This window comes from Kitasatospora sp. cg17-2 (genome assembly GCF_054031055.1).
Map to the genome: position 1 here is coordinate 2841421 of NZ_CM132923.1, position 22634 is coordinate 2864054.

At 74.9% G+C, this 22634-nt stretch carries 24 protein-coding genes; 10 read left to right on the forward strand and 14 right to left on the reverse strand.

From position 1 onward, the window contains the following. Positions 1–430: 430 nt before the first annotated feature. Complete coding sequence (locus tag ACW14Y_RS11385) at positions 431–871, forward strand: PPOX class F420-dependent oxidoreductase (protein ID WP_456986652.1); 441 nt, start codon at positions 431–433, stop codon at positions 869–871. Between the two features lie 92 nt (positions 872–963). Here the strand turns inward: ACW14Y_RS11385 and ACW14Y_RS11390 are convergent, their stop codons facing one another. Both ACW14Y_RS11390 and ACW14Y_RS11395 read right to left on the reverse strand, forming a co-directional pair. Beyond that, complete coding sequence (locus ACW14Y_RS11390) at positions 964–1161, reverse strand: hypothetical protein (RefSeq protein WP_380303908.1); 198 nt, start codon at positions 1159–1161, stop codon at positions 964–966. Beyond that, positions 1158–1427 carry a DUF1876 domain-containing protein gene (locus tag ACW14Y_RS11395; RefSeq protein ID WP_380303906.1) on the reverse strand — a complete coding sequence of 90 codons (270 nt, stop codon included), beginning with the start codon at positions 1425–1427 and terminating at the stop codon, positions 1158–1160. The genes ACW14Y_RS11390 and ACW14Y_RS11395 overlap by 4 nt, the downstream gene beginning before the upstream one ends. 192 nt (positions 1428–1619) lie before the next feature. Between ACW14Y_RS11395 and ACW14Y_RS11400 the strand changes: the two genes are divergently transcribed. Further along, on the forward strand, positions 1620–2519 hold the full coding sequence (locus ACW14Y_RS11400) for a YndJ family protein (protein ID WP_456986653.1): 900 nt from the start codon (positions 1620–1622) through the stop codon (positions 2517–2519). Further along, positions 2516–3064 (forward strand): DUF1990 family protein, encoded by a 549-nt coding sequence (locus tag ACW14Y_RS11405; protein ID WP_456986654.1) that lies wholly within the window; start codon positions 2516–2518, stop codon positions 3062–3064. Before ACW14Y_RS11400 ends, ACW14Y_RS11405 begins: the two co-directional genes overlap by 4 nt. 1000 nt (positions 3065–4064) lie before the next feature. On the opposite strand, the gene ACW14Y_RS11410 is transcribed toward ACW14Y_RS11405, so the two are convergent. The 4 genes from ACW14Y_RS11410 to ACW14Y_RS11425 all read right to left on the reverse strand — a co-directional run bounded on the left by ACW14Y_RS11410 (position 4065) and on the right by ACW14Y_RS11425 (position 6558). Next, on the reverse strand, positions 4065–4457 hold the full coding sequence (locus tag ACW14Y_RS11410) for a hypothetical protein (RefSeq protein WP_456986655.1): 393 nt from the start codon (positions 4455–4457) through the stop codon (positions 4065–4067). Positions 4458–4650: 193 nt separating this feature from the next. Next, complete coding sequence (locus tag ACW14Y_RS11415; RefSeq protein ID WP_380390049.1) at positions 4651–5361, reverse strand: anti-sigma factor family protein; 711 nt, start codon at positions 5359–5361, stop codon at positions 4651–4653. Beyond that, positions 5358–5918 (reverse strand): sigma-70 family RNA polymerase sigma factor, encoded by a 561-nt coding sequence (locus tag ACW14Y_RS11420; protein WP_045942181.1) that lies wholly within the window; start codon positions 5916–5918, stop codon positions 5358–5360. The genes ACW14Y_RS11415 and ACW14Y_RS11420 overlap by 4 nt, the downstream gene beginning before the upstream one ends. 55 nt (positions 5919–5973) lie before the next feature. Then, positions 5974–6558: a hypothetical protein gene (locus ACW14Y_RS11425; protein WP_456986656.1), complete on the reverse strand. Its 585-nt coding sequence runs from the start codon at positions 6556–6558 to the stop codon at positions 5974–5976. A 180-nt stretch (positions 6559–6738) separates the two neighbouring features. On the opposite strand from ACW14Y_RS11425, the gene trxA reads away from it, so the two are divergent. After that, the gene (trxA, locus tag ACW14Y_RS11430) at positions 6739–7128 is read left to right on the forward strand and encodes a thioredoxin (protein WP_380303894.1); all 390 of its coding nucleotides are present in this window, start codon (positions 6739–6741) and stop codon (positions 7126–7128) included. Positions 7129–7234: 106 nt separating this feature from the next. Here the strand turns inward: trxA and ACW14Y_RS11435 are convergent, their stop codons facing one another. Beyond that, positions 7235–8218: a helix-turn-helix transcriptional regulator gene (locus ACW14Y_RS11435; RefSeq protein ID WP_380386254.1), complete on the reverse strand. Its 984-nt coding sequence runs from the start codon at positions 8216–8218 to the stop codon at positions 7235–7237. 266 nt (positions 8219–8484) lie between these two features. On the opposite strand from ACW14Y_RS11435, the gene ACW14Y_RS11440 reads away from it, so the two are divergent. The 3 genes from ACW14Y_RS11440 (at position 8485) to ACW14Y_RS11450 (ending at position 12319) form a co-directional block, all read left to right on the forward strand. Then, positions 8485–9228, forward strand: coding sequence for an alpha/beta fold hydrolase (locus ACW14Y_RS11440; RefSeq protein WP_456986657.1), 744 nt, complete (start codon positions 8485–8487; stop codon positions 9226–9228). Between the two features lie 280 nt (positions 9229–9508). Next, positions 9509–10996 (forward strand): dihydrolipoyl dehydrogenase family protein, encoded by a 1488-nt coding sequence (locus ACW14Y_RS11445; RefSeq protein WP_380303524.1) that lies wholly within the window; start codon positions 9509–9511, stop codon positions 10994–10996. A 225-nt stretch (positions 10997–11221) separates the two neighbouring features. Beyond that, positions 11222–12319, forward strand: coding sequence for a WD40/YVTN/BNR-like repeat-containing protein (locus tag ACW14Y_RS11450; RefSeq protein WP_456986658.1), 1098 nt, complete (start codon positions 11222–11224; stop codon positions 12317–12319). A 29-nt stretch (positions 12320–12348) separates the two neighbouring features. Here ACW14Y_RS11450 and ACW14Y_RS11455 read toward each other — a convergent pair whose 3' ends face one another. Then, positions 12349–12801: a hypothetical protein gene (locus ACW14Y_RS11455; protein ID WP_456986659.1), complete on the reverse strand. Its 453-nt coding sequence runs from the start codon at positions 12799–12801 to the stop codon at positions 12349–12351. A gap of 174 nt (positions 12802–12975) precedes the next feature. Here ACW14Y_RS11455 and ACW14Y_RS11460 point away from each other — a divergent pair, with 174 nt between their 5' ends. After that, the gene (locus ACW14Y_RS11460; RefSeq protein ID WP_380386245.1) at positions 12976–13752 is read left to right on the forward strand and encodes a GNAT family N-acetyltransferase; all 777 of its coding nucleotides are present in this window, start codon (positions 12976–12978) and stop codon (positions 13750–13752) included. Between the two features lie 37 nt (positions 13753–13789). Here the strand turns inward: ACW14Y_RS11460 and ACW14Y_RS11465 are convergent, their stop codons facing one another. Continuing rightward, the gene (locus tag ACW14Y_RS11465) at positions 13790–14641 is read right to left on the reverse strand and encodes an EamA family transporter (protein WP_380386242.1); all 852 of its coding nucleotides are present in this window, start codon (positions 14639–14641) and stop codon (positions 13790–13792) included. Positions 14642–14802: 161 nt separating this feature from the next. Between ACW14Y_RS11465 and ACW14Y_RS11470 the strand changes: the two genes are divergently transcribed. Then, on the forward strand, positions 14803–15666 hold the full coding sequence (locus ACW14Y_RS11470; protein WP_456986660.1) for a MurR/RpiR family transcriptional regulator: 864 nt from the start codon (positions 14803–14805) through the stop codon (positions 15664–15666). Between the two features lie 133 nt (positions 15667–15799). Next, on the forward strand, positions 15800–16828 hold the full coding sequence (locus tag ACW14Y_RS11475; RefSeq protein ID WP_380303509.1) for a LacI family DNA-binding transcriptional regulator: 1029 nt from the start codon (positions 15800–15802) through the stop codon (positions 16826–16828). Positions 16829–16861: 33 nt separating this feature from the next. On the opposite strand, the gene ACW14Y_RS11480 is transcribed toward ACW14Y_RS11475, so the two are convergent. The 5 genes from ACW14Y_RS11480 to ACW14Y_RS11500 all read right to left on the reverse strand — a co-directional run bounded on the left by ACW14Y_RS11480 (position 16862) and on the right by ACW14Y_RS11500 (position 22463). Continuing rightward, positions 16862–18169, reverse strand: coding sequence for an FAD-dependent oxidoreductase (locus ACW14Y_RS11480; protein ID WP_456986661.1), 1308 nt, complete (start codon positions 18167–18169; stop codon positions 16862–16864). Positions 18170–18373: 204 nt separating this feature from the next. Then, positions 18374–19423 carry an ABC transporter permease gene (locus ACW14Y_RS11485; RefSeq protein WP_456986662.1) on the reverse strand — a complete coding sequence of 350 codons (1050 nt, stop codon included), beginning with the start codon at positions 19421–19423 and terminating at the stop codon, positions 18374–18376. Continuing rightward, entirely contained in the window at positions 19420–20382 is a 963-nt protein-coding gene (locus ACW14Y_RS11490; protein WP_456986663.1) for an ABC transporter ATP-binding protein, read from the reverse strand. Before ACW14Y_RS11490 ends, ACW14Y_RS11485 begins: the two co-directional genes overlap by 4 nt. Before the next feature lie 37 nt (positions 20383–20419). Then, positions 20420–20869 carry a GntR family transcriptional regulator gene (locus ACW14Y_RS11495; protein ID WP_456986664.1) on the reverse strand — a complete coding sequence of 150 codons (450 nt, stop codon included), beginning with the start codon at positions 20867–20869 and terminating at the stop codon, positions 20420–20422. A gap of 100 nt (positions 20870–20969) precedes the next feature. Beyond that, positions 20970–22463, reverse strand: coding sequence for a DUF2079 domain-containing protein (locus ACW14Y_RS11500; protein ID WP_456986665.1), 1494 nt, complete (start codon positions 22461–22463; stop codon positions 20970–20972). Positions 22464–22634: the final 171 nt, after the last annotated feature.

Genomic DNA, 22634 nt, shown 5'->3' on the forward strand with positions numbered 1-22634 from the left:
TGCGTCTGCGTCGGTGCCCGGGTCTGCGTCCTGGGTCTGCGTCTGTGGCTGCGTCCGTGGCTACGCCGTCCGGGTGGGATTCTCCGTCGCCGCCGGGCGGCACCGGTTCAGGTCCACGGCAGCGCACGCCCCCCGCCCGCGCCCGCGGGACCGCACCGGTTCAGCGCTTTCGAGCGCCCCCGAGACCTCGAAACGGCGGCCGCATCGGACGACAATGGAGTGGCCCACCCGGCCGGGTTCCTTGACCGGACCCGTGCCAGGCTGTCCCGTGGGTCGTACGGCGCGGACACCCGGACCGTCGGGCCCACCGCGGAACACCGCACCGCCTGCGAGCAGCACGCCCCTGTGGAGCGCCACGGGAGCACCGGTCGCCTCGACCTCCGAGGCCGCGCCGGCGCGACCGCCCGCCGGACCGGAGAGGGAGGACACCGTGCACGACCCTACCGACCAGCTCGCCGACAGCAGATACCTCCTGCTCACCTCCTACGGCGAGGACGGCCGCCAGGTCCACTCGCAGAGCTGGGTCGTCGCCGACGGCACCGCGCTCGGCATCTGGACCCCCGCGCACTCCGGCGAGGCCGAACGGATCCGCCGCCACCCCAAGGTGCTGGTCGGCCCCTGCGACTCGCACGGCCGCCCGACCGGGGCGCAGCTCCCGGCCCGCGCCGCGGTCTGCGACGAGGACGCCACCGCCCGCTACCGCGCGTCGCTGATCAACAAGTACGGCCTGTCGGCCTTCGTGGTCCTGGCCCGCAGCCGGATGCGGCTGGGGCTGGCCGGGACGATCGGGATCCGGATCACGCTCAACGAGCTGGAGCGGCGGCTGATCGGGCCCGAGTGGCAGGTGCCGACCACGTACTGCCCGAACTGACCTCTCGCGGGGCGCGGGCCGGATCGGCGCGGCCTGGGCGGCGCAGGCCGGCTCAGGACGGCTCGGACCCGCTCAGGACGGATCGGGGCCGCTCAGGACGTGCCGTTCTCCGGGGCGCGGGCGAGGTCTCCCGGCTCGCAGGCCTCCTGGCCGGTCCCGGCGTGCACCACCTTGACCGCGCGGCCCGCCCCGCCCGGCACCACCCGCTGCTCCTTCCCGCACCTCGGGCAGATCAGCGGGATGCGCGAGCGGTGGGAGGCCGGGCCCGCGGCCCGCTCCGACGGCGTCACGACAGCGGGTGGGTCGGGATCGGGCTGACCTGCTGGATCTCACCGTGGGCCTTGGTGAGCAACTGCGAGGCGAGGTCGTTGAGCGCCCGTGCGGCGGCGATCTCCTCGCCGACCTTGAGCTGTTCCGGGTCCGACGGGTGGCGGCTGGTGAAGCCGTGCGCGCGCAGCTCCGATCCGTCGCCCAGCCTCAGCAGGGCGGCGGCGGCCGTCCGCGCCCCCTCTTCGCGGAACTCCATCTCGATGTGCCAACCGACAAGAGTCTGCATGGCGGATCACCTCCGGCGGTCGCTCCTCGTCCGGTCACCCCTCCTACTCCTCCAGGGTGCGCCGCGCCCCTCGCGAACACCAGGGCAGGCGGCCCCCGCTGCCCCGGGACCGGAACTTGAACGCGTTCAATGCCGCGCGTAGAGTCGGCGCGCACGGGTAGTTTGAACGCGTTCAAGGAGGTCGGGGCGGCCATGGGCAGAGGCACCACCGAACTGGTCGACCTGCTGGTCCTGCTCGGCATGGGCGCGGTGGTCCCGCTCGGCCTCGCCCTCGTCGACGAACCCGGCCTCGCCCGGCTGCGCCGCCTCTGGCCGCTCGCCGCCGTCCCCGGCGCGCTGTCGCTGTGGCTGCCACGGGGCCCGCTCGCGACCGGCACCGCCGCCTGCTACGCCCTCGGCACCCTCGCCGTCGCCGCCCACGCCCCGCTCCGGCTGGCCCGCACCCGCTCGCTCGTCCCGGCCGAGATCGCCGTCCTCACCGCACTTGCCATGCCCTCGGTCGCCGGACTCGCCCTGGTCGCGGAACGCGCCGGGTACCGGCTGTTCGGCTTCGACCTCGACATCCTCGCCCTGACCGTCCCGCACTTCCACTACGCCGGGTTCACCGCCGCCCTCGTCGCCGGACTCGTCTGCCGCGCCGTCCCCGACCACCCCGCCGCCCGGTGGGCCGCGCTCAGCGTCCCGACCGGGACCCTGCTGGTACTCGGCGGCTACTTCGTCGGGGACTGGGCCGAACTCGTCGGCGCCGCCGTCCTCACCGCCGGCATGTGGCTGGTCGGCCTGCTCACCTGGCGCGACCTGCGCCCCCGGGCCGAGGGCCGCGGCGGCGCGCCCCGGTCCACCGGCACGCCCGTGCTGCTCGGCGTCTCGTCGGCCGTCCTCGCCGTCACCATGCTGCTCGCCCTGTGGTGGGCCCTCGGCGAAGCCTCCGGCCTCCCCCACCCCACCCTCGGCTGGATGGCCGCCACCCACGGCGTCGGCAACGCGCTCGGCTTCGCGCTCTGCGCGCTGCTCGCCTGGCGCCGCCTCGCCGTCGCCCCGATCCCGCCGATCCCGCCGATCCCGCCGAGCCCGCAGGAGACCCTCCGATGAACGCCGCCGCCGCACCGCTGGACGACCTCAACTACCCCGAGGTCGGCGCCAGCACCCGCCTCGACGCCCCACTGCCGGCCGGCTACAACCACCTCCGCCACCGCGCCCTGCTCGGCCACGGCCGCGCCGCCCTCGACGCCGCCGGGACCGCCGTACTGGACTGGCGGATGCACCGGGCGGCCGGTGTCCGGATCACCACCGACGCCGACCGGGCCGCACCCGGCGTCGCGGTCCACTGCGGCATCGGCCTCGGCCCACTGCGGGCCGGCGCCCCGTGCCGGGTGGTCTGGAGCACCGCCGACAGCGAGCGCGACCGCTACGGCTTCACCTACGGCACCCGCCGGGGGCACCTCGCGGTGGGCGAGGAGACCTTCGTGGTGGAACTCGCGCCGGACGGGGCGGTCTGGTTCACCGTGAACGCCTTCAGCCGCCCACAACGCTGGTACGCCCGCCTCGCCGGCCCCCTCCTCCCCCTCGCCCAACGCCTCTTCGCCCACCGCTGCGCCCGCGCCCTCACCCACCTCGCCACCCGGGCACCCCGGTAGGCCGCGGAGTGGGAAGTCGGCGCCATCGACTTCCTACGCCACCACCCCCAACCGCATCAATACAAACGCGCCTCATCGCGCGGGAAGTCGGCAGGAACGACTTCCCACGCCACTCCGGCCACCGCCTCGGGTCACACAAGCGGGGTGGCGCCATCACGCGCCAGCGGCGGGAGGCAGAAGTGAGAAGTCAGCCCCATCGACTTCCCGTGGCAACGGACGAAGGAGCGGGGGTGGCGCAGGAAGTCGGCGACATCGACCTCCCGTGGCGACCGACAAAGGAGTGGGGGTGGTGGCGCGGGAAGTCAGCGACATCGACTTCCCGCGCCACTCCGGCCACCACCTCGGGTCACACAAGCGGGGCGGCGCCATCACGCGCCAGCGGCGGGAGGCGGGGGTGGGAAGTCGACCCCATCGACTTCCCACCCCCGCACCCCGAGGACAACACCGCCAGCACCGCAGGCGCACGGGAAGTCGGCGATGTCGACTTCCCGTTCCGCGCCGACCATCACCTCGGCTCACCCCGAGCACGGCAGTGGGAAACGAGACTGGAAGTGGGAAGTCAGCGATGTCGACTTCCCACGCCACACCGGCCGCTACACCGGCTCACGCCAAGCAGGGCGGCAGCGCCCCGCGCAGCCGACGGACGAGCGGGAGCAGAAAATCGGCCCCATCGACCTCCCGTGGCAACGGACGAAGGAGCGGGGGTGGCGCAGGAAGTCGGCGACATCGACTTCCCGCGCCACACCAGCCACCACCTCGGCTCACACAAGCGGGGCGGCGCCATCACGCGCCAGCGGCGGGAGGCAGAAGTGGGAAGTCAGCCCCATCGACTTCCCACGGCAAGCGGCGGCAGCTCCGAGTAGGGGCACGGGAGGTCGGCCGCATCGACCTCCCGTGGCGACGGACGAAGAGGTGGGGGTGGCGGCGCAGGAAGTCGGCGGGAACGACTTCCTGCGCCACACCGGCTGCCACCTCGGGTCACACAAGCGGGGTGGCGCCATCACGCACCAGCGGCGGGAGGAAGAAATGGGAAGTCGGCGAGATCGACTTCCCGCAGCGGGTGGCGGGAGCGCCGGGAATGAGTGCGGGAAGTCAGCGCCACCCGACCTCCCCTGGCAGGCGGCGAAGCCCAGCGATGGCGCAGGAAGTCGGCGACATCGACTTCCTGCGGCGGGTGGCGGGAGCGCCGGATATGGGAATGCGGGAAGTCGACGGCATCCGCCCCCTTCGGCGAACGGGCCGTGGCACCGAGCGAGTGGTGCAGGAAGTCGGCAGGGTCGACTTCTCGCGCCAGACCGGTTGCCGCTTTGGATTGCGCCAGGCCGGGCGGCAGCACCGCGCACCGTCGGCCAGAAGTAGAAGTGGAAGTCGGCTCCATCGACAACACGAACACCCCGCCCGGAGTAGGAAGTCAGCCGGGCGGACTTCCCGCTCCAGCACCCTCGTGACAACCACGGAAGCACTGCAGGCTCATGGGAATCGGCCGCATCGACCTCTCGTGGACGGCAGGCCTGAGCCGTTGGTGAGGGGGTGAGGGTCGGGTGGCAGAGGAAGTCGGCGGGAGCGACTTCCTGTGGCGGTGCGGCTCAGGGGGTGTGGGTGGGGATGGTGAGGAGGAGGGTGTCGGTGTCGAGGGTGCGGATTTCGAAGTGGTCGATGGTGGTGGGTGGGAGGGCGGTGCCGCCGGTGGTGTGGAGGGCGGCGGTGGTGTAGCCGGTGGCGGGGACGCTCCAGGTGGTCACCGTCTGTCGGTCGCCCGCGCCGGAGACGGCGACCAGGTCGCAGGTGAGCGGGCCGGGCACGCCGGAGAGTTCGAGGGTGATCCGGCTGCCCCAGGGCGCGGGGTCGACGCCCACGACGGCGTTGGCCCCGGTCGTGGGGTCCGTCGCGGTGAAGCGGTGGGCGGCGGCCGTGGCGACCACCGCGGGCGGGGAGTCGGCGGTGATGACGGCGGCGGTCACCGCGGGTCCGGCCAGTGCCACGGCGGTGGCCGCGACGACCAGTGCCAGCCGCCGGACCCGGCCCCGGCGGCGGACCGCCCCTACCTCCGCCACCAGCCGGTCCAGCAGCGCCGGGTCCGGCCTCGGCAGGGGGTCGGCCGGATCGCCGTCGGCCGCGTACTCGGCCAACAGGGTTCCGACGGGGGTCAGTTCGGCCAGTTGCCGGGCGCACTGCGGGCAGCCGGTGGCCAGATGGGCGTCGAAGGCGGCGCGTTCGGCCGGGTCCAGTACGCCGAGGACGTAGCCGGCGACGTCGAGGTGCACGGACGGCTCGGGGCCGGGCTCGTGCGGTGTCACGGTGTCACGCCCCGTTCCTCCAGCGCGAGCCTGAGCGCGCGCAGCGCGTAGTACAGCCGCGAGCGCACGGTGCCCGCCGGGATGCCGAGTTCGGCGGCCGCCTCGGTGGCGGTCAGACCCTTGAAGTACGTCTCCACGACGACCTCCCGGTGCGCGGGCGACAGGTCGCCGAGGGCGTCGGCGACCGTCATCATCCTCAGGGCGCGGTCGAGTTCGTCCGCCGCTGGCAGCAACTCCAGTGGCGCCGCGTCCACTTCGCGCGGTCGGGCGAGCGCGGCACGGTGTCCGTCGATGACGATCCGCCGCGCGACGGTGGCGAGCCAGGGACGCAGCGACGCGGTCGCCGGGTCGAGCCGGTGGAGGTTGCGCCAGGCCCGCAGCAGGGTCTCCTGCACGACGTCCTCGGCGCGTTGGCGGTCCCCGGCGACGAGGTGGAGCACGAAGCCCAGCAGCGGCCCGGCGTGCTCGCGGTAGAGGGCGCGCATCAGCTCCTCGTCCGGTGCCGACGCGCTCCGCGCGGCCGGGCGGCCGCCACCGGGAGGCTCCTCGGTCACCATCACATCCTTGCGCACCCGTGCCTCCGGGTCGAGTGTGGGCGGCGGCCCGTCGGGCTCAGTAACCGGAGCCGCCCGAGGTGGCGGCGGCCCGGTCGCCGGTGGGGGTCACCGCGAACCAGACGCCCTGGACGCCCTGGCCCTTGGTGTCGCCCGGGTTGTGGTCGGGGGCGTAGCGGTAGAGCGGCCAGCCGGCGAGGGTGAGCTGCTTGCTGCCGTCGGCCCGGGTGACGGTGCCGACGAGTTTCGCGTCGAGGCCGTTGACGGTGGCCGTCGTGCCGTCGGCCGGGGCCGCGGCCGGGGGCCAGAGGGTGGCGCAGTCGCCGGTGCAGGTGGCGGTGGGCGGGGTGGCGCTGTCCTTGTCGAAGCGGTAGAGGGTGAAGCCCGCACTGTCGGTGACGACGGTGCCGAGCCGGGCGTCGTCGGTGGTCCGCAGGGTGGCGGCGGCCGTGCCCGGTACGGCGGGGGCGGAGGAGGACGCGGGCGGGTTGGCGGGCGGCGAACCGCCGGAGGAGGCGGAGGAGCCGCAGCCCGCGACGAGGGCGGCGGCGGCCAGCCCGGCGGCGGCGAGCACGGCGAGGCGCCCGGGCCCGCGAACGGAACCGGTCGGGCCTTCGGTACGGGTACGACGGGTGTTGCGCATGGTGACCGCTCCCCGGTCGGTGGGTGGGCACGTGGGTGCCTGACACCCTCCGGTACGGACGCGGGCCCACTTCCGCTCGACGAACCGCGCGGTAGGGTCCGCGGAATAGCACGCGGACAGCGGCCGTTGTCGGGGGCAGATGGCCTGGATCGCCACCACCGGAAGGGCAGGAATCGCGAGATGAGCAGCACGGTCGAGCTGACCAAGGAGAACTTCGACGACATCGTCCCCGGTGAGGGCGGCAAGGATTTCGTCCTGATCGACTTCTGGGCGGCCTGGTGCGGCCCGTGCCGGCAGTTCGCGCCGGTCTTCGAGAAGGCCGCCGAGCGTCACCAGGACCTCGTGTTCGCCAAGGTCGACACCGAGGCCCAGCAGGAGCTCGCCGCGGCGTTCGGGATCCAGTCGATCCCGACGCTGGCGATCATCCGGGAGGGCGTGCTCGTCTTCTCCCAGGCCGGGGCGCTGCCCGAGCCGGTCTTCGAGGATCTGATCGGTCAGGCCAGGAAGCTGGACATGGACGAGGTCAAGCGGCAGGTGGCGGCGGAGCAGAACGGCGCGCCGAAGGCCTGACGGCCGGTCGCCCGTACGGCGGGCTCCGGGGCGGTTCGTCCGCCCCGGAGCCCGCCGTCGCTTTTCTTCGGCGGACCGTCACGCGTTCGGAGGGCTCGGTGTCGGCTCAGCCGTCGGCCGGGCCCGGGACCGGTCCGTCCTCCGCCCAGCCGGCGAGGCGGGCGGCGAGTGCGCGGACCTCGTCGCGCAGGGCGGCGGGGCGGCGGACGGTGAAGGGCCAACCCAGGCCGGCGAGCATGACCGCCATGCCGTCGAGGCGCTCGGCCCGGGCGCGGAGCAGCACCCGGCCGTCCTCGGTCGCGGTGACCGTGCCGGCGGTGGGCGGGATGCGGTGGCGGGCCTCGTCCAGGCCGGCGGTCAGGACGACCTCGATCTCGTGCTGCCACGGCACCGAGGCGAGGGATTCCAGGACCCGCCGCACCGGGTCGGCGTCCGCGGGCGGCTCGAAGCCGGTCCCGCCCGGGTGGACGGAGCGGATCCGGTCCAGCCGGAAGGTCCGCTGCTCGCCGCTGCGGTGGTCCAGCCCCGTGGTGTACCAGCGGCCCGAGTGGAACACCAGCCCGTACGGGTCGAACTCGCGCTCGCTGGGCGTGCCGGTGCGGTCCCGGTAGTCGAGCCGGACCCGGTGGCTGCGGCGCGCCGCCTCGGCGAGCGTGAACAGCGCCGAGGCGGCCGGGCTGGGGCCGGTGGCGGGCGCGGCGGTCAGTCCGAGGGTCTGTTCGACGGCCGCGACCTGGTCGCGCAGCCCCGGCGGCAGCACCCGCTGGATCTTGGCGAGGGCCGACTCCCCGGCCTGCTCCCCCACCGACAGCCCGGACCGGCGTCCGGCCAGCAGCCCGAGCACCACCGAGGCGGCCTCGTCCCCGGTGAGCATCAGCGGCGGCAACCGGTAGCCGGGCAGCAGCCGATAGCCCCCGTAGCGACCCCGGTCGGCCTGGACCGGGATGCCGAGTTCGGCGAGCCGGGCCGCGTAGCGGCGCACGGTGCGGACGTCGACGTCCAGCCGCTCGGCGAGGTCGGCGCCGGTGAGGCCGGGGCGGGCCTGGAGCAGTTCGAGGAGGGCGAGGATGCGGCTGACCGGGTGCTCCACCGTGCTCCGCTCCTGTTCTCCCGTGCGGCCCGGACGGTCGGCCGGGCGCCCGTACGGTTCGAACCGTTCAGCCGGAGAGGCCGGATCGGCCGGATCGGCCGGAGGGGCGGTGGGCGGGGCTGACGGCCGGGTGGTCGAACCGGCGGCAAATCCGGTCGAGTTCTGTCCGGTTGCCATTCTAGGGTCGGGTCACGGCGGGCGGCCCGGGTGACGGTCAGGACCGGGTCCGGGCCCACCACAGGCATTCCAGAGAGGACCGTCCCACCATGAGCACTTTCGTACTCGTCCCCGGTTTCTGGCTCGGCGGCTGGGCGTGGGAGGCCGTGGCCGAACCCCTGCGCGCCGCCGGCCACACCGTGCACGCGGTGACCCTGCCGGGGCTCGCCGAGCGGGCCGGCGAGGCCACGGCGGAGACCGGAGCGGAGGCCCAGATCGCCGATCTCACCGCACTGTTGGTCCGCGAGGACCTCCGGGACGTGGTCCTGGTGGCGCACAGCGGCGGCACCGTCGCCGTGTCCGGCGCGGCCGACCGGGTGCCAGACCGGATCCGGCGGGTCGTCTACGTCGACTCCGGCCCGCTGGCCGACGGTGTCGCGCTTGCGGACCTCTGGGAGCCGGACCAGCGCGCCGCGATGGAGGCCGCGGTGGTGGACGGCCGGTGGCTGCCGCTGCCGTCCTGGGAGGTGCTGACCTCCGACGGCACCTCCGTGGAGGGCATCGACGAGGCCGGGCTGGCGCAGTTCCGCGAGCGGGCCACGGCCCAGCCGGCCGGGACGTTCTCCGAGCCGGTGCGGCTGACCGGCGGGGCGGACGAACTGCCGAAGGCCCTGGTCTCCTGCTCGATCCCGCTGGCGCAGCTCCGGGAGCTGATCGCCGCCGGGCACCCGTTCTTCGCGGCGCTCGGCGGGGCGGAGTGGGAGCTGCGCGAGGTGCTGACCGGGCACTGGCCGATGTTCTCCCGGCCGGCCGAAACGGCGGCGGCGCTCGCGGAGTTGGCGGCGCTCGGGTAGGTCGTGCCGTTCGGACCGCTCCCGGTGGCCGCCGTACCGCACCTCCGTGGTGCGGCGGCCACCGGGGTGTGAAGGGGTTGTTCGGACCGGCGCCTCGCCCGCGTGTTCGGCTGCGCCGGGCGGTCCGGTCGGCGCAGGATGGGCACGGCACGACGGTGCGGCGGCGGGACGGCACCCCCGCAGCACCGGGCGCACCGGCACCGGAGCGCCACCGGCACGTCCGCGGGCCCGCGTTGTCCGCCCGAACAACAGCACCGATCCAGAGCAGCGAGGAGCACGTATGACCTCCCCCCAGTCCCCCGCCCCCGAGGAGTTCGACGTCATCGTGATCGGCGCGGGCCCCACCGGCGAGAACGTCGCCGACCGGACGGCCGCCGCCGGGCTGCGCACGGTGATCGTGGAGAGCGAACTGGTCGGCGGCGAATGCTCCTACTGGGCCTGCATGCCGAGCAAGGCGCTGCTGCGCCCGGTGGCCGCGCTGGCCGACGCCCGCGCGGTGGCCGGTTCCCGGGAGGCGGTCGGCGGCGGGGCGCTGGACGCGGCCGCGGTGCTCGCCCGGCGCGACTCGTTCGCCTCGCACTGGCAGGACGACGGCCAGGTGCGGTGGCTCCGCGACACCGGCATCGAACTGGCCCGGGGCCACGGCCGACTGGCGGGCGAACGGCAGGTGACGGTCGAGTCGGAGGACGGCGGCGAGCGGCTGCTGGTGGCCCGGCACGCCGTCGTGATCTGCACCGGGAGCCGCCCGGTGCTGCCGCGCGACGTGACCGGACTGGCCGACGCCCGGCCGTGGACCAACCGCGAGGCGACCGGCGCACCCGCCGTCCCCCGACGGCTGGCCGTGGTGGGCGGCGGGGTGGTCGGCGTGGAACTCGCCACCGCCTGGCGGGCGCTCGGCTCCGAGGTGGTGCTGCTGGTCCGCGGCTCCGCGCTGCTGCCCCGGACGGAGCCGTTCGCCGGCGAGCTGGTCGCGGACGGTCTGCGGGACCTCGGGGTGGACCTCCGGTTCGGGACGGAGGTGACCGCGCTGGAGCGGCGGGCGGTGGCCGGGGCGGAGGGAGCGGACGGGGCCGAGGACGGTTCCGAGGTCACGCTCACCCTGGGCGACGGCGGGCGGCTGACCGTGGACGAGGTGCTGTACGCCACCGGGCGGGCCCCGCGCACGGCCGACGTCGGACTGGAGCAGGTCGGTCTGCACCCCGGCGACTGGCTCGACGTGGACGACAGCTGCACGGTGCTCGGTGTCGACGGCGCGTGGCTGTACGCCGCCGGGGACGTCAACCACCGGGCGCTGCTCACCCACCAGGGCAAGTACCAGGCGCGGATCACCGGCGCGGCGATCGTCGCCCGCGCCCAGGCGCGCCCGCTGGACACCGAGCGCTGGGGCGCGCACGCCGCGTCCGCCGACAGCGCCGGGGCGCCCCAGGTGGTCTTCACACAGCCGGAGGTCGCCGCCGTCGGTCTGACCCTCGACGCCGCCGAACGGGCCGGGCTCCGGGTCAAGGCGATCGACCACGACCTCGGCGCGGTCGCCGGGGCCTCGCTCTACGGCGACGACTACCGCGGCCGGGCCCGGGTCGTCTTCGACCTGGACCGGGAGGTGCTGGTCGGCGCGACCTTCGTCGGCCCCGGTGTCTCCGAGCTGCTGCACTCGGCGACGATCGCCGTGGTCGGCGAGGTGCCCATCGACCGGCTGTGGCACGCGGTGCCCGCCTACCCGACGATCAGCGAGGTCTGGCTGCGGCTGCTGGAGGGCTGCCGGGGCTGACGGCGGCCGGTGGTCGGCGGCGCGGTGGCCCGGACGTCCCGGGCGCCGCGCCGCCGGGTGCGTCGCCGGTCGGGTGCATCGCCGTCGGGTGCGTCGTCGGGCGGAGGCGGTACCCGGCGGCGGTCCGCACCGGCGCGGCGAGATGTGGCGGACCCCCGACGGCGGGACACTGGCCCGGGAGGGGTGTCCGAGGGGGCCGTTTCGCCGACCGGGTGGTGTGTGGCAATGACCGAGGTGCTGTTGGCCGTCGGGACCGAGAAGGGCCTCTTTCTCGGCCGCAGTCGTGACCGGCTGGACTGGGAGTTCAGCGGGCCGCACTTCCGGATGAACGCGGTCTACTCCGTCGCCGTCGACCGCCGCGGCGGTCGGACCAGGCTGCTGGTGGGCGCCGACAGCAGCCACTGGGGCCCGTCGGTGTGGCGCTCGGACGACCTCGGCGCGAGCTGGTTCGAACCGTCCACCCCGGCCATCCGCTTCCCGGAGCACACGGGCGCCTCGCTGACCCGGGTCTGGCAGCTCCAGCCGGCCGGGCCCGAGGCCCCGGACGTGGTCTACGCGGGCACCGAACCCGCCGCGCTGTTCCGCTCCGCGGACGGCGGCGAGACCTTCACCCTGGTCGAGTCGCTGTGGGACCACCCGCAGCGCACCGAGTGGGGCGCCGGCTTCGGGGGCCAGGGTCTGCACACCGTCCTGTGCGACCCGCGCGACCCGGAACGGCTGCTGGTCGCCGTCTCCAGCGGCGGCGTCTACCGCAGCAAGGACGGCGGCGGCAGCTGGGAGCCCTCCAACACCGGTCTGCGGGCCGAGTTCCTGCCGGAGGAGAACCAGTACCCCGAGTTCGGCCAGTGCGTGCACAAGATCGCCCGGGACGCCGTGAACCCGGACCGGCTCTACCTCCAGAACCACGGCGGCGTCTACCGCAGCGACGACGGCGGCGCGAGCTGGCGCTCGATCGCCGACGGCCTGCCCGCCGACTTCGGCTTCGCGATCGCCGCCCACCCGCACCGCGCCGACACCGCGTACGTGTTCCCGCTCGGCGGCGCCGACGACCGGATCCCGCCGGGCCGCCGCTGCCGGGTCTTCCGCACCAACGACGCCGGCGACAGCTGGCAGGCGCTCGCCGAGGGCCTGCCCGGCGAGGACCACTACGGCGTCGTGCTGCGCGACGCGCTGCGCACCGACGACCTCACGGCGGCCGGCATCTACTTCGGCACCCGGACCGGCGAGGTCTACGCCAGCAACGACGAGGGCGCGCACTGGTCGCCGGTGCTCTCCCACCTGCCGGACGTGCTCTGCGTCCGCGCGGCGGTGATCGCGGACTGAGCGGCCGGGGAGCGGGCCGGGGGCCGGGCTCAGGTGTCGTACTCGCCGTCCCAGGGGGCGTGGAAGCCGAGGCGGTCGGGGTAGAGCTCGACCCAGTCGTCCTCCGTCGCTTCCTCGTCGTGCCGCTCGGTCACCAGGCCGAAGCGGCAGCCGTCGACCAGCACCTGGAAGGGCGCGACCGCGATGTCCCCGAACTCCCGCTCCGGCAGGGCGTCCAGCCACTCCCGCAGCAGTTCCTCGGCGGTCCTACCGGTGCCGGTGTCGAACTCCTCGGGCGCCGCCTCGATCCGTGAGCCGAGGTGTCGCCCGGCCGGGTCGAACCGGTGCAGCACCGCGTACCAGGCTCCGTCGTCGGAGTCGGACGACTCCTCGGGGCTGGCGTAGCAGACGGAGGCGAAGAACTGGCCGCCCCGGCAGCGGCCGATGGTGTCGGTGCGGTAGCCGGGCTCGTGCAGGATCGGGACGACCTCGGGGACGCTCATGCCCGGAACGCTGAGCGCCACCACCGACAATCCGGCGCGTCCCGGCCGATTCTCCGCCCGAGCAGGCCGGTTGACCGACAGTCGGTTGATCCCGGGCGGATCGTTCACCGAGCATGGCGGACGACAGGGTGTGCCCGAGGGGGTGTGCCGACGGGCGAGGATCGGACGGACGGCGTGACGCAGGCGGGGAGCGACTGGCAGTACGGGTACGGGGCCGACGGGGTCGCCGTGGTGCGGTTCGAGCGGGGCGAACGGGAGGGCCGCCCCTGGGCGGACCGGCTGGAGGTGGTCGACCCGGACGCCGATCCGGCCGCCCTGGCCGCCTTCGTGCGGAAGGAACTGGCGGGCTGGGTGGTCTCCGGCCCGGTCCGGCTCGGGGAGGAGCTGGTGCGCCAGGGGGCCTCGGTGCTGCGCCACGGCCACACGATGCACCGGGAGCTCATCGACGCTCCCCCGCCCGGGGGCTGGGCGGACTGGGCGGACACCCCGCTCCGGGACGGGTTCCGGGCCGTCCCCTGCGACCGGGGGGCCGAGGCCCTCGTCCCGGCCTCCCGGGCGGCCTTCGGCCCCGGCCACCCCGACCACCGCCCGGACGAGGGCCGGGACGACCGGTCCTCGGTGCAGCGGATCGCCGAGCTGCTCTCCGGGCAGGTGATAGGACCCCCGCTGTCGGCCAGCAGCCTGGTCGTGGACGGCAGCGACCTGGTGGTGGCCGGTGCCGTCGTCACCGACTGGGACGGCCTGCCCTGGATCGCCCATGTGTTCCGCCACCCGGCACACGGCTACCCCGGTCTCGGCCGCGACCTGCTGCGCCGGGTGGTCGCCGAGGTCGCCGCGAGTGGTGCCGCCCGGATCGGACTGGCCGTGACCGAGGGCAACCGGGCCCGTCGGCTGTACGAGGAGCTGGGTTTCACGACGACGCACAGCTCGCTGACGGTCGTCGTCCCCTGAATCGCGCGGAGCGGCCCCCGCCGTCCTGGAACCGGCCTCAGGGGCGGGCCAGTTCCAGGACGGCTATCCCGGCCAGCACGGCCGCGCTCGCCGCCATCCGCAGCCGCCCGAGGCGCTCCCGGAAGACCACGGCGGCGATCAGCGCGGCGATCACGATGCTCGTCTCGCGCAGCGCCGCGACGGTGGCGAGGTCCCCCCGGGACTGCGCCCACACCACCAGCCCGTAGGCGGTCAGCGACAGCACTCCGCCGAGCAGCCCGAACGGCACCGCCGGACCGGCCCCGGCCAGCAGGCCCGGCCCGCGCCGCACCCTGGCGATCAGTGCCAGCACCGGCCCCTGGAGCAGGAACAGCCAGGCGACGTAGCCGCCGACCGTCCCCGCGTGCCGGACGCCGCCGCCGTCGGACACGGTGTAGGCGGCGATCATCACCCCGGTGCCGAGCGCCGCCGCGAGCGCCGGCAGCTGGGCCCGGCCCGGGATCCCCTTGGCGAAGGCCAGCCCGACCAGCCCGCAGGAGATGACGGCCACCCCGAGCAGCTCCCCGAGCCCGGGCGACTCGCCGAGGAGGGCCACCGACAGCACCGCCACCAGCAGCGGCGCCGAACCGCGAGCGATCGGGTACATCTGCCCGAAGTCCCCCAGCTGGTAGGCCCGCAGGAGCAGCAGCTGGGACGTCACCTGCATCGCCACGGAGGCCAGCAGGTACGGCCAGGCGGCGGCCGCCGGGAACGGGTTGAGCAGTACCAGGACCACCGCGCACGCGGTGTACGCGAGGTTGATCAGGGTGAACCCGACCAGCTTGTCCTCGATCCGGTGCGCCAGCCCGTTCCAGACCGCGTGCAGGACGGCGGCGGTCAGAACGGCCACGGGAACGGCGGCGGCTGCCACGGCGGGCTCCCCTCCAAGGGCGGAACAACGGAACGACGGACTGACGGAACGACGGATCGACGGATCGGCGGATCGGCGGATCGGCGGATCGGCGGATCGGCGGATCGGCAGGCCGGTGGAGCACCGACCCGCGGAATCCCGTTCCACGTTACACTGGATCCATGGAAGAGCATTCCGATTTTTCTCCGCTGGAGTCCCAGCTGGCCGCCCACATCCGCGCCCGGCTGGGCGAGCTGCGCGGCAGCGAGGAGCGGGTCGCCCAGGTGGTCCTCGCCCGGGGCGCCGATCTGGTCGGCCTGAGCGTGAGCGATGTCGCCGAGCTCGCCGGGACGGCGCCGTCCTCGGTGGTCCGCGCCTGCCAGCGGCTCGGCTTCCGGGGCTACCAGGAGCTGAAGATCGCGGCCGTCCGCCAGGCGCCGGCCCTGGTGCCGGACACGTCCGACGTCCGGGACCCGGCCGCCCGCGCCCTCGCCGACACCGTCCGCGCCGCCCGGGAGGCGCTCGACGGGATCACCACGACGCTCGCCGTCGACGGGCTGCGGGCGGCGGCCGGGGCACTGAACGCCGCCGACCACGTCCTCCTCCTCGGCGAGGGGCTCTCCGGCGCGGTGGTCCTGGACGCGGCCTACCGGCTGCGTGCCCTGGGCCTGCGCACCGACGCCCCCGCCGACCCGAGCACCGCACAGCTGGCCGCCGCCCAGCTGACCTCCGCCTCCGCCTGCCTGGCGGTCAGCCACACCGGGGCGACCCGCACCGTGGTCGACGCCGCCCGCCACGCCCGCGGCAACGGCGCGGCGGTGGTGGCGGTCACCAGTTACGCCCGCTCCCCGCTCGCCGAGGCCGCCACCCACACCCTGGTCGCCGGCGGCCAGGACCTCGTCTTCGGGCTGGAGACCACCGCCAGCCGGATCGCCCACCTGACGGTGGTGGACGCGCTGACGCTCACCCTGCTCGCCCTGCGCGGCGAACCGGCCGAGCAGGCGCTGCGCCGCTCCGCGGACGTCACCGCCGACCAGATGTACTGACGGCGCCCGACGCGGCACCCCGTGCGGTGCTCCACGCGGCGTCCGACTCGGCACCCCACGCGCCGTCCGACGCGGCGTCCGGCCGGTGGAACGACGGCCGGGCCCGTCGGTGCCGGTGTGTAGGCTCGCCGACATGGCAAGGGTGACGCGGGACGACGTGGCGAGGACGGCGGGGACGTCGACGGCGGTCGTGAGTTATGTGATCAACGACGGGCCCCGGCCGGTGGCGGCCGCGACCCGGGCCCGGGTGCTCGCCGCCGTCGAGGAGCTGGGGTACCGGCCGAACCGTGTCGCGCAGGCCATGGCGCGGCGGCGGAGCGACCTGATCGGCATGGTCGTGCCGGACGCCCGCCAGCCCTTCTTCGCCGAACTCGCCCACACCGTGGAGCGGGCCGCCGCCGAACGCGGCAAGCTGGTGCTGATCGGCAACTCCGACTACGCCGACGAGCGCGAGGCCCACTACATCCGCGCCTTCCTGGGCATGCAGGTGGACGGTCTGATCCTGGTCACCCAGGACCCGTCCGCCCCCGGCGTCGCCCGGGCGGACGCCCCGGACGGGACGCCGGTCGTGCTGCTGCACCACCGCGCCGAGACCGAGCACGGGCTCGCGGTCGTCGCGGACGACGAGGGCGGGGCGCGGGAGGTCGTCGGCCATCTGCTCGGGCACGGCCACGCCACGGTGCACTGCTTCGGCGGCACCTTCTCGCTCAGCCCGAGCGACCCGGTCACCGTCCGCACCGCCGGCTGGGCCGCCGCGCTCGCGGCGGCCGGGCTCACCACCGAGGGCCGGCTGGTCGGCGCGCCCTTCGACCGTGTCCGCGCGCACCGGGAGGCGCTCGCGCTGCTGGCCCGCGCCGACCGGCCGACGGCCGTGTTCTGCGCCACCGACGACCAGGCGATCGGCCTGCTGCGGGCCGCCGACGACCTCGGCCTGCGGGTGCCGGAGGACGTCGCGGTGGCCGGGTTCGACGACATCGCGGAGGCCGTGATCGCCGGCCCGCCGCTGACCAGCGTGGCCACCGCGCAGGAGGAGATGGCGCGCGCCGCCGTCGACCTGGTGCTCGGCGCGCGCGCCGACGGGGAGCCGACGCCCACCACCGGGGCCCGGATGTTCCCGGCCCGGATGGTGGTCCGGCGGTCCTGCGGCTGCACCGGCGCCTGAGCCGGTACCCGGACCGGGCCCCGGGCAGCCGCGTCAGGCACCGTCCGGCGGACCGGGCGGACCGGCCATGAGGTGCAGGTTCTCGTGGCCGTCCGGGGCCAGCACCCGGTCGTGGTTGAACGCGGAGATGCCGGCCCAGAACGCGCCCCGTTCGAACATCGCCTTCTCGTAGCCCTCGACGGCGGCGTCGAGGGCCGCCGCGGTCGAGGTCTCCCAGCGGGCCGGCGGAGCCAGTACGGGGGCCACCGCGAGCGCGAGTTCGGCGGCGTCCCACATCGCGAGGTTGACGCCCTGCCCGGCGAACGGGGACATCAGGTGCGCCGCGTCCCCGACCAGGGTGACGCCCGGGCGGCGCGACCAGCGCAGGCCGACCGGCAGCATCTCCAGCGGCTGGGTGCGCAGGATGTCGTCGCAGGCGGCCAGGGCGTCCCGGAACTCCGGCGCCCAGTCGGCGAAGTGCCGGACGACGGCGGCGCGGGTGCCCACCGGGTCGTCCGCGGAGAGGCCGGCCACCCGCAGCCAGTCCTCGGGGCTGCGGAAGAAGGCGTAGACGCGGATCCGGCCGTCACTGTTGCGCTGGAGGACCAGGCCCTTGTTGTCGTGGAACGCGAACAGGCTGCCGTGGCCCACCGCGGCGGCGGCCCCGGGGGCGGTCCGGTCGGCGTCGGGGATGCCCAGCTCGACCAGGCTGGCACCGGTGTAGTGCGGCTCCACCGGGGTGAGCAGCGGGCGGACCCGGGAGTGCGCGCCCTCGGCACCGACCAGCAGGTCGCAGAGCTCGACGGCGCCGTTGTCGAAGTGCAGCCGGTGCCGGCCGTCACCGAGCGGCTCGGCGCGGTCGAGGCGGTGGCCCCAGCGGACGGCGTCGGAGGCGAGCGAGTCCAGCAGCAGTCCGCGCAGGTCGCCCCGGTCGATCTCGGGGCTCTCCCCCGGGTCGGCCCCGCCGGGCGGACCGGACCCGTCCCCGGCACCAGGACGGCCCGGCGCACCGGCGTCCTCCGGAGCGGGCCCGGCGCCGAAGCCGCGGGGGGCGGCACCGTGCTTGTCGACGATGCGGAACTCCGCACCCTCGGGCCTGGCCCTCGCCCAGAACTCCTCGGTCAGCCGCGCCTCCTGGAGGGCACGCCGACCGGTGTCGCCGTGCAGGTCGAGGGTCCCGCCCTGGCCGCGGACGTCCCGGTCGGGCTCGCGCTCGTACACGGTGGCGGCGAGGCCGTGGACCTGGAGGATCCGGGCCAGGGTGAGGCCGGCGGGGCCGCCGCCGATGACGGCGATGCGCGCGGTCGTCCCGACCCCACCGGTCGTTCCGGTCGTTCCGGTCCTTGCTGTCGTTCCGGTCATGCTGCGCAGTTCTCCTTCTGGGACGGGGGAGACCGCAATCGGCCGTGGAGCCGTCCCAGTCTGCTGGGCCGGGCGCGCGGGCAGAAGACCGTAATCGGACGGCGCCGGACCCGTTCGGACCACCCCGGACCCGTTCAGAACCCCGGACCGTTCGGAACCCCGGACCGTTCGGAACCCCGGACCGTTCGGACCACCCAGGACCGTTCAGACCCCGGCGCGGGTGAGCCGGCGCAGGACGACGGTCACCACCACGGCGGTGAGCGCCAGCAGCAGACCGGCCTCGACCAGCTGGATCGGCACCAGGTGCGAGGCCGGGTGGTACTGGCCCCAGGAGGTCGGAGCCTGGTCGCAGGCACTGGCCGCTTCGAAGCACTGGTCGCGCATCAGCCGGGTGCCGTCCGCGCGCACCACGCCGTTCTCCACCAGCCAGGCGCCGGCGGGCTTGACGAAGCCGCCCATCATGTTGTTGTACGGCTGCTCCTCCTCGACCAGCGGCCAGAAGAACGGCCGCCAGGCGACCATCACGGCCTGGGCGAGTGCCACCACCACCCCGCTGACCAGCACGGCGGCGACGGTGCGCCGCAGCAGCTGCCCCACCAGCACGCCCAGGGCCAGGCCGAACAGCGACCAGGCGACCGGGGCGAGACCCAGCACCGGGTAGGTGAAGCCCTGGAACGGGGGGTCGAAGGCCACCGGGCCCCGGTAGATGTCCGACCACCACACCCAGCTGGTCAGCGCGGACAGCACGGCGGTCGCCACCAGGACGGTCGCGCCGGGGACGGCGAGCCGGGTCAGCAGCCAGCGGCGCGGGGAGACGGACTGCGTCAGGACCAGCCGGACGGTGCCGCGTTCGTACTCCTGCGCCAGCAGCGGCCCGCCGAGGAACATGCCGATCAGCACCGGGACCGCGGTGACGGCGGGCTGGACGATGTCGGTGAACATCCGGCTCAGCAGCTCGACCCGGCCGGACCGCACCGCGCACTCGATCCCTTGCCAGGACGCCGGGGTGTAGCAGGAGGTCTCCTGCATGGCCACGATCCGGTCGTGGACGAGGACGTGCATGGCGATCAGGACGGCCGAGGCCAGGACCAGCAGGATCGCCACCGACCGGATCGCGGGCCGGTTCTGGTGCAGCACCAGCCACAGCGCGCCGCTCGGCCCGCGCCTGCGGCGGACCGGGGCGGCGCCGCCGTTCGGGGACGGGGCGGCCGGGTGCGGCGGGGTCGCCGGGCCGGACAGGGTGCTGGTGCTCATGCGGCGGCCTCGCGATCGGGGGCGGTGGCGGGCGGGGGCAGCGGGGTGCGGAGGTAGGCCAGCAGCAGTTCCTCCAGACTCGGCCGGACCGACTCCCACGGCCCGTCGACCGGTTCGCCGGTGTGCAGCAGCGCGGTGACCTGGCGGCCCCGGACCCGCCGTTCCACGGCGGTCCCGGCGGGGAGCTCCGCCCCTTCGGCGATGCCGGTGAGCAACTGGTGGCTGTCGAGGATCTCCTCCGGGTCGCCGGACAGCCGGATCCGGCCCGCCTGCACCAACAGCAAGTGGTCCATGATGCCGTCGAGTTCGGCCAGGATGTGCGAGGAGAGCAGGATCGTGGTGCCGCGTTCGGCGGCCTCGGCCATCAGGACGCCCATCAGCTCGTGGCGGGCGAGCGGGTCGAGGTCGGCCATCGGCTCGTCGAGCAGCAGCAGGTCGGCGCGCTTGCCGAGGGCGAGCGCGAGCGCGACCCGGGTGCGCTGTCCCCCGGAGAGCGAGCCGACGCGGGCGTCGAGCCTCAACTCCCCCATGTCGACGACCCGCTGGGCGGCTTCCTCGTCCCAGCCCGGGTTGAGTTCGCGCCCCATCCGCAGAGTGCCCGCCACCGTGAAGGAGGGGTAGAGCGGCTTCTCCTGGGTGACGCAGGCGACCCTGGCCCGCGCCTCCGGGGTGCTCGACGCCTCGCCGAACACCCGCAACTCGCCCTCGGTGGGCTCGATCAGGCGGGCGGCCAGGGCGAGCAGGGTGCTCTTTCCGGCCCCGTTGGCACCGACCACGCCGCAGATCCGGCCGGCCGGGACGGTGAACTCGCAGCCCCGCAGCGCCCACCGGTCGCCCCGGTAGCGCTTGCCGAGCCCCACAGCCTCGACGGCCGGCGTCCCGTCGGACGGTGTGCCGTCCGTCGACGCGCCGTCCGACGGCCCGGATATCGCGTGCGTCGCCGCTGTCGCGTCTGTCATGCGGCCCCCACCCTCTCTGTTCTGCGCGTCTACGCGTCTACGCGGCCGGATCCGCCGGCCCGGTGCCCCCGGCCGAACCGGCGCTCCCGGTGACGCCGGTGACGCCGGTCTCGAAGCGCTGCTCCAGCACGGAGGCCATCAGCGCGGAGATGTCCTCGCGTTCGAGTCCGGCCGCGCGGGCCTCGTCGACCCACCCCACCAGCCCCGCGCGCAGCGGTCCGTCGGCGGCCGCCTCGGGCCGGGCGAGCGAACGCCGGACGAAGGTGCCGAGGCCGGGCCGCGGCTCGACCAGCCCCTCGCGTTCGAGTTCGCGATAGGCCTTCAGCACGGTGTTCGGGTTGATCGCGGTCTGTTCGACCACCTCCCGCGCGGTCGGCAGCTTGTCCCCGGGCTGCAGCACACCGAGTCGCAGCGCCTGCTTGGTCTGCTGCACGATCTGCTGGTAGGTGGAGACGCCACTGCGCCGCTCGATGCGGTACTCGATCACACCCGCATCACCCTTTCACTAGTTTATTGGTGGAATGGTGGCGGACCGCTGCGCCTCGGTCAAGTCCGACCCACCCCCCGGGGGGACGTTCGGGAAGGTCCTACGGGTGGCCGAGCAGCCGCAGGTCGCCGTCGTCCACGACCCGGCGGTAGCCGAGCCGCTCGTAGCGGTCGAGCATCCGGAGGGTGTCGGCGATCGCGCAGGGCGCCTTCACGCTCGGGTCGGCCAGGTCGACGACCACCCACTCCGGGCCGCCCCGCACCACCCCGGGCGGCGGAGCCCCGACCAAGGGCGGCTCCAGCAAAGGCGGCGACGGCTCGCGGCACACCAGGCCGACCGTGGTCCGCCCGGCCAGTTGCGCGGCGAGGCGGTTCGAGGCGGCGACGGTGGCACCGTCGGGTATCCGGGCGAGCATCGACCGGGCCCGCTCCAGCCGGGGCGAGGTCCCCCAGGCCCCGGGGGCGAGGAGTTCGTGCAGCGGATAGACCGGCAGCGTCACCAGCGCGACCAGGCCGGCCACCGCCAGCGCGCGGCGGGCCCGACGGACGGCCGCCCGGTCCGGTCCGGCCTCCCGGCCCCGCGCGAGCACCCGGCCCGGGCCCGCGAAGGCCCCGGTCCGCCGCACGGCGTCCACCAGGGCCGCCAGCAGCAGCGGCATCAGCACCGCACTGTAGTGGTAACTCACGCCCCAGTAGTGCGAGTTGTCGGCAGCCAGCCGCCAGCCGAGGGTGGGCAGGCAGAGCAGGACCAGTGGCGACCGCAGCCCCAGGAAGCCCGCCGTCGCGGCGGCGAGCCCGAGCAGCAGCCACTTCAGCGGCGGCCAGACCAGCCGGCCCGCGAGCTCCCACGGCGCGCCCGCCGCCTCCCGCGTCCCCATCTGACCCCAGTAGTCGAAGCCCCCGTCCGGATTGAACGAGGGCAGCACCACCAGCACGGTGAGCGCGGTCGCGGCGAGTCCGAAGAGCGCCACCCCGAAGCCCAGCGCCCTGGTCCCGCTGCCCTTCTCGGCCCGGACGAAGACCAGTGCGCCGACCACCGCCACGGTGAGCCCGAGGTCCTCCTTGACCAGGACCAGCGGCAGCGCCCACAGCACCGCGGCGACCGGTCGGCCCCGGCCGAGCGCGGTGGCGGCGAAGGCCAGCAGCGGCACCGCGAACGCGATCTCGTGGAAGTCGTCGGCCACCGCCTCGACGATCCCCCAGGAGGCCCCGGTCAGGCCGCCGACCAGCACGGCCAACCTCGGGCCGCCCACCTCGAAGGCCCACCGGGCGAGCGGCACGACGGCCAGCGCCATCAGCACCGCCTGCGCCAGCAGCAGCGTGACGGCGCTCGGGAACAGCCGGTACAGCGGGGCGAGGGGGGCGAGCAGCGGGTGGAAGTGGTCGCCGAGCAGCTGATAGCCGGGGCCCTTGAGCAGGACCACCGGCGCCTCCCCGTGGGCGTAGGCGCGCACCGCCTGCTCGAAGATGCCCAGGTCGTAGGACTGGGTGAGCATCCGCCGGTGCCGGTTGACGGCGACGCAGGCGTAGAGCGCGGCGAACAGCGCGGCCAGCCCCCAGGACAGCGGCCGGGGCCGCCGGAGGGCATGGAGCATCCACATGAGTAAACCACCCTTTCACTACTCAATTAGTGAAAGGGTGGTGGAACCCCGCCTCGGCCGTCAACCCCGACCGCCGCCGGACGGGGGCTTTCCCACCCCCGGACCGGGGGTCAACCCCCCTACCGGAAAGGGGGCTTGTCCGGTTCCCCGGCACCGGCCCGGCCA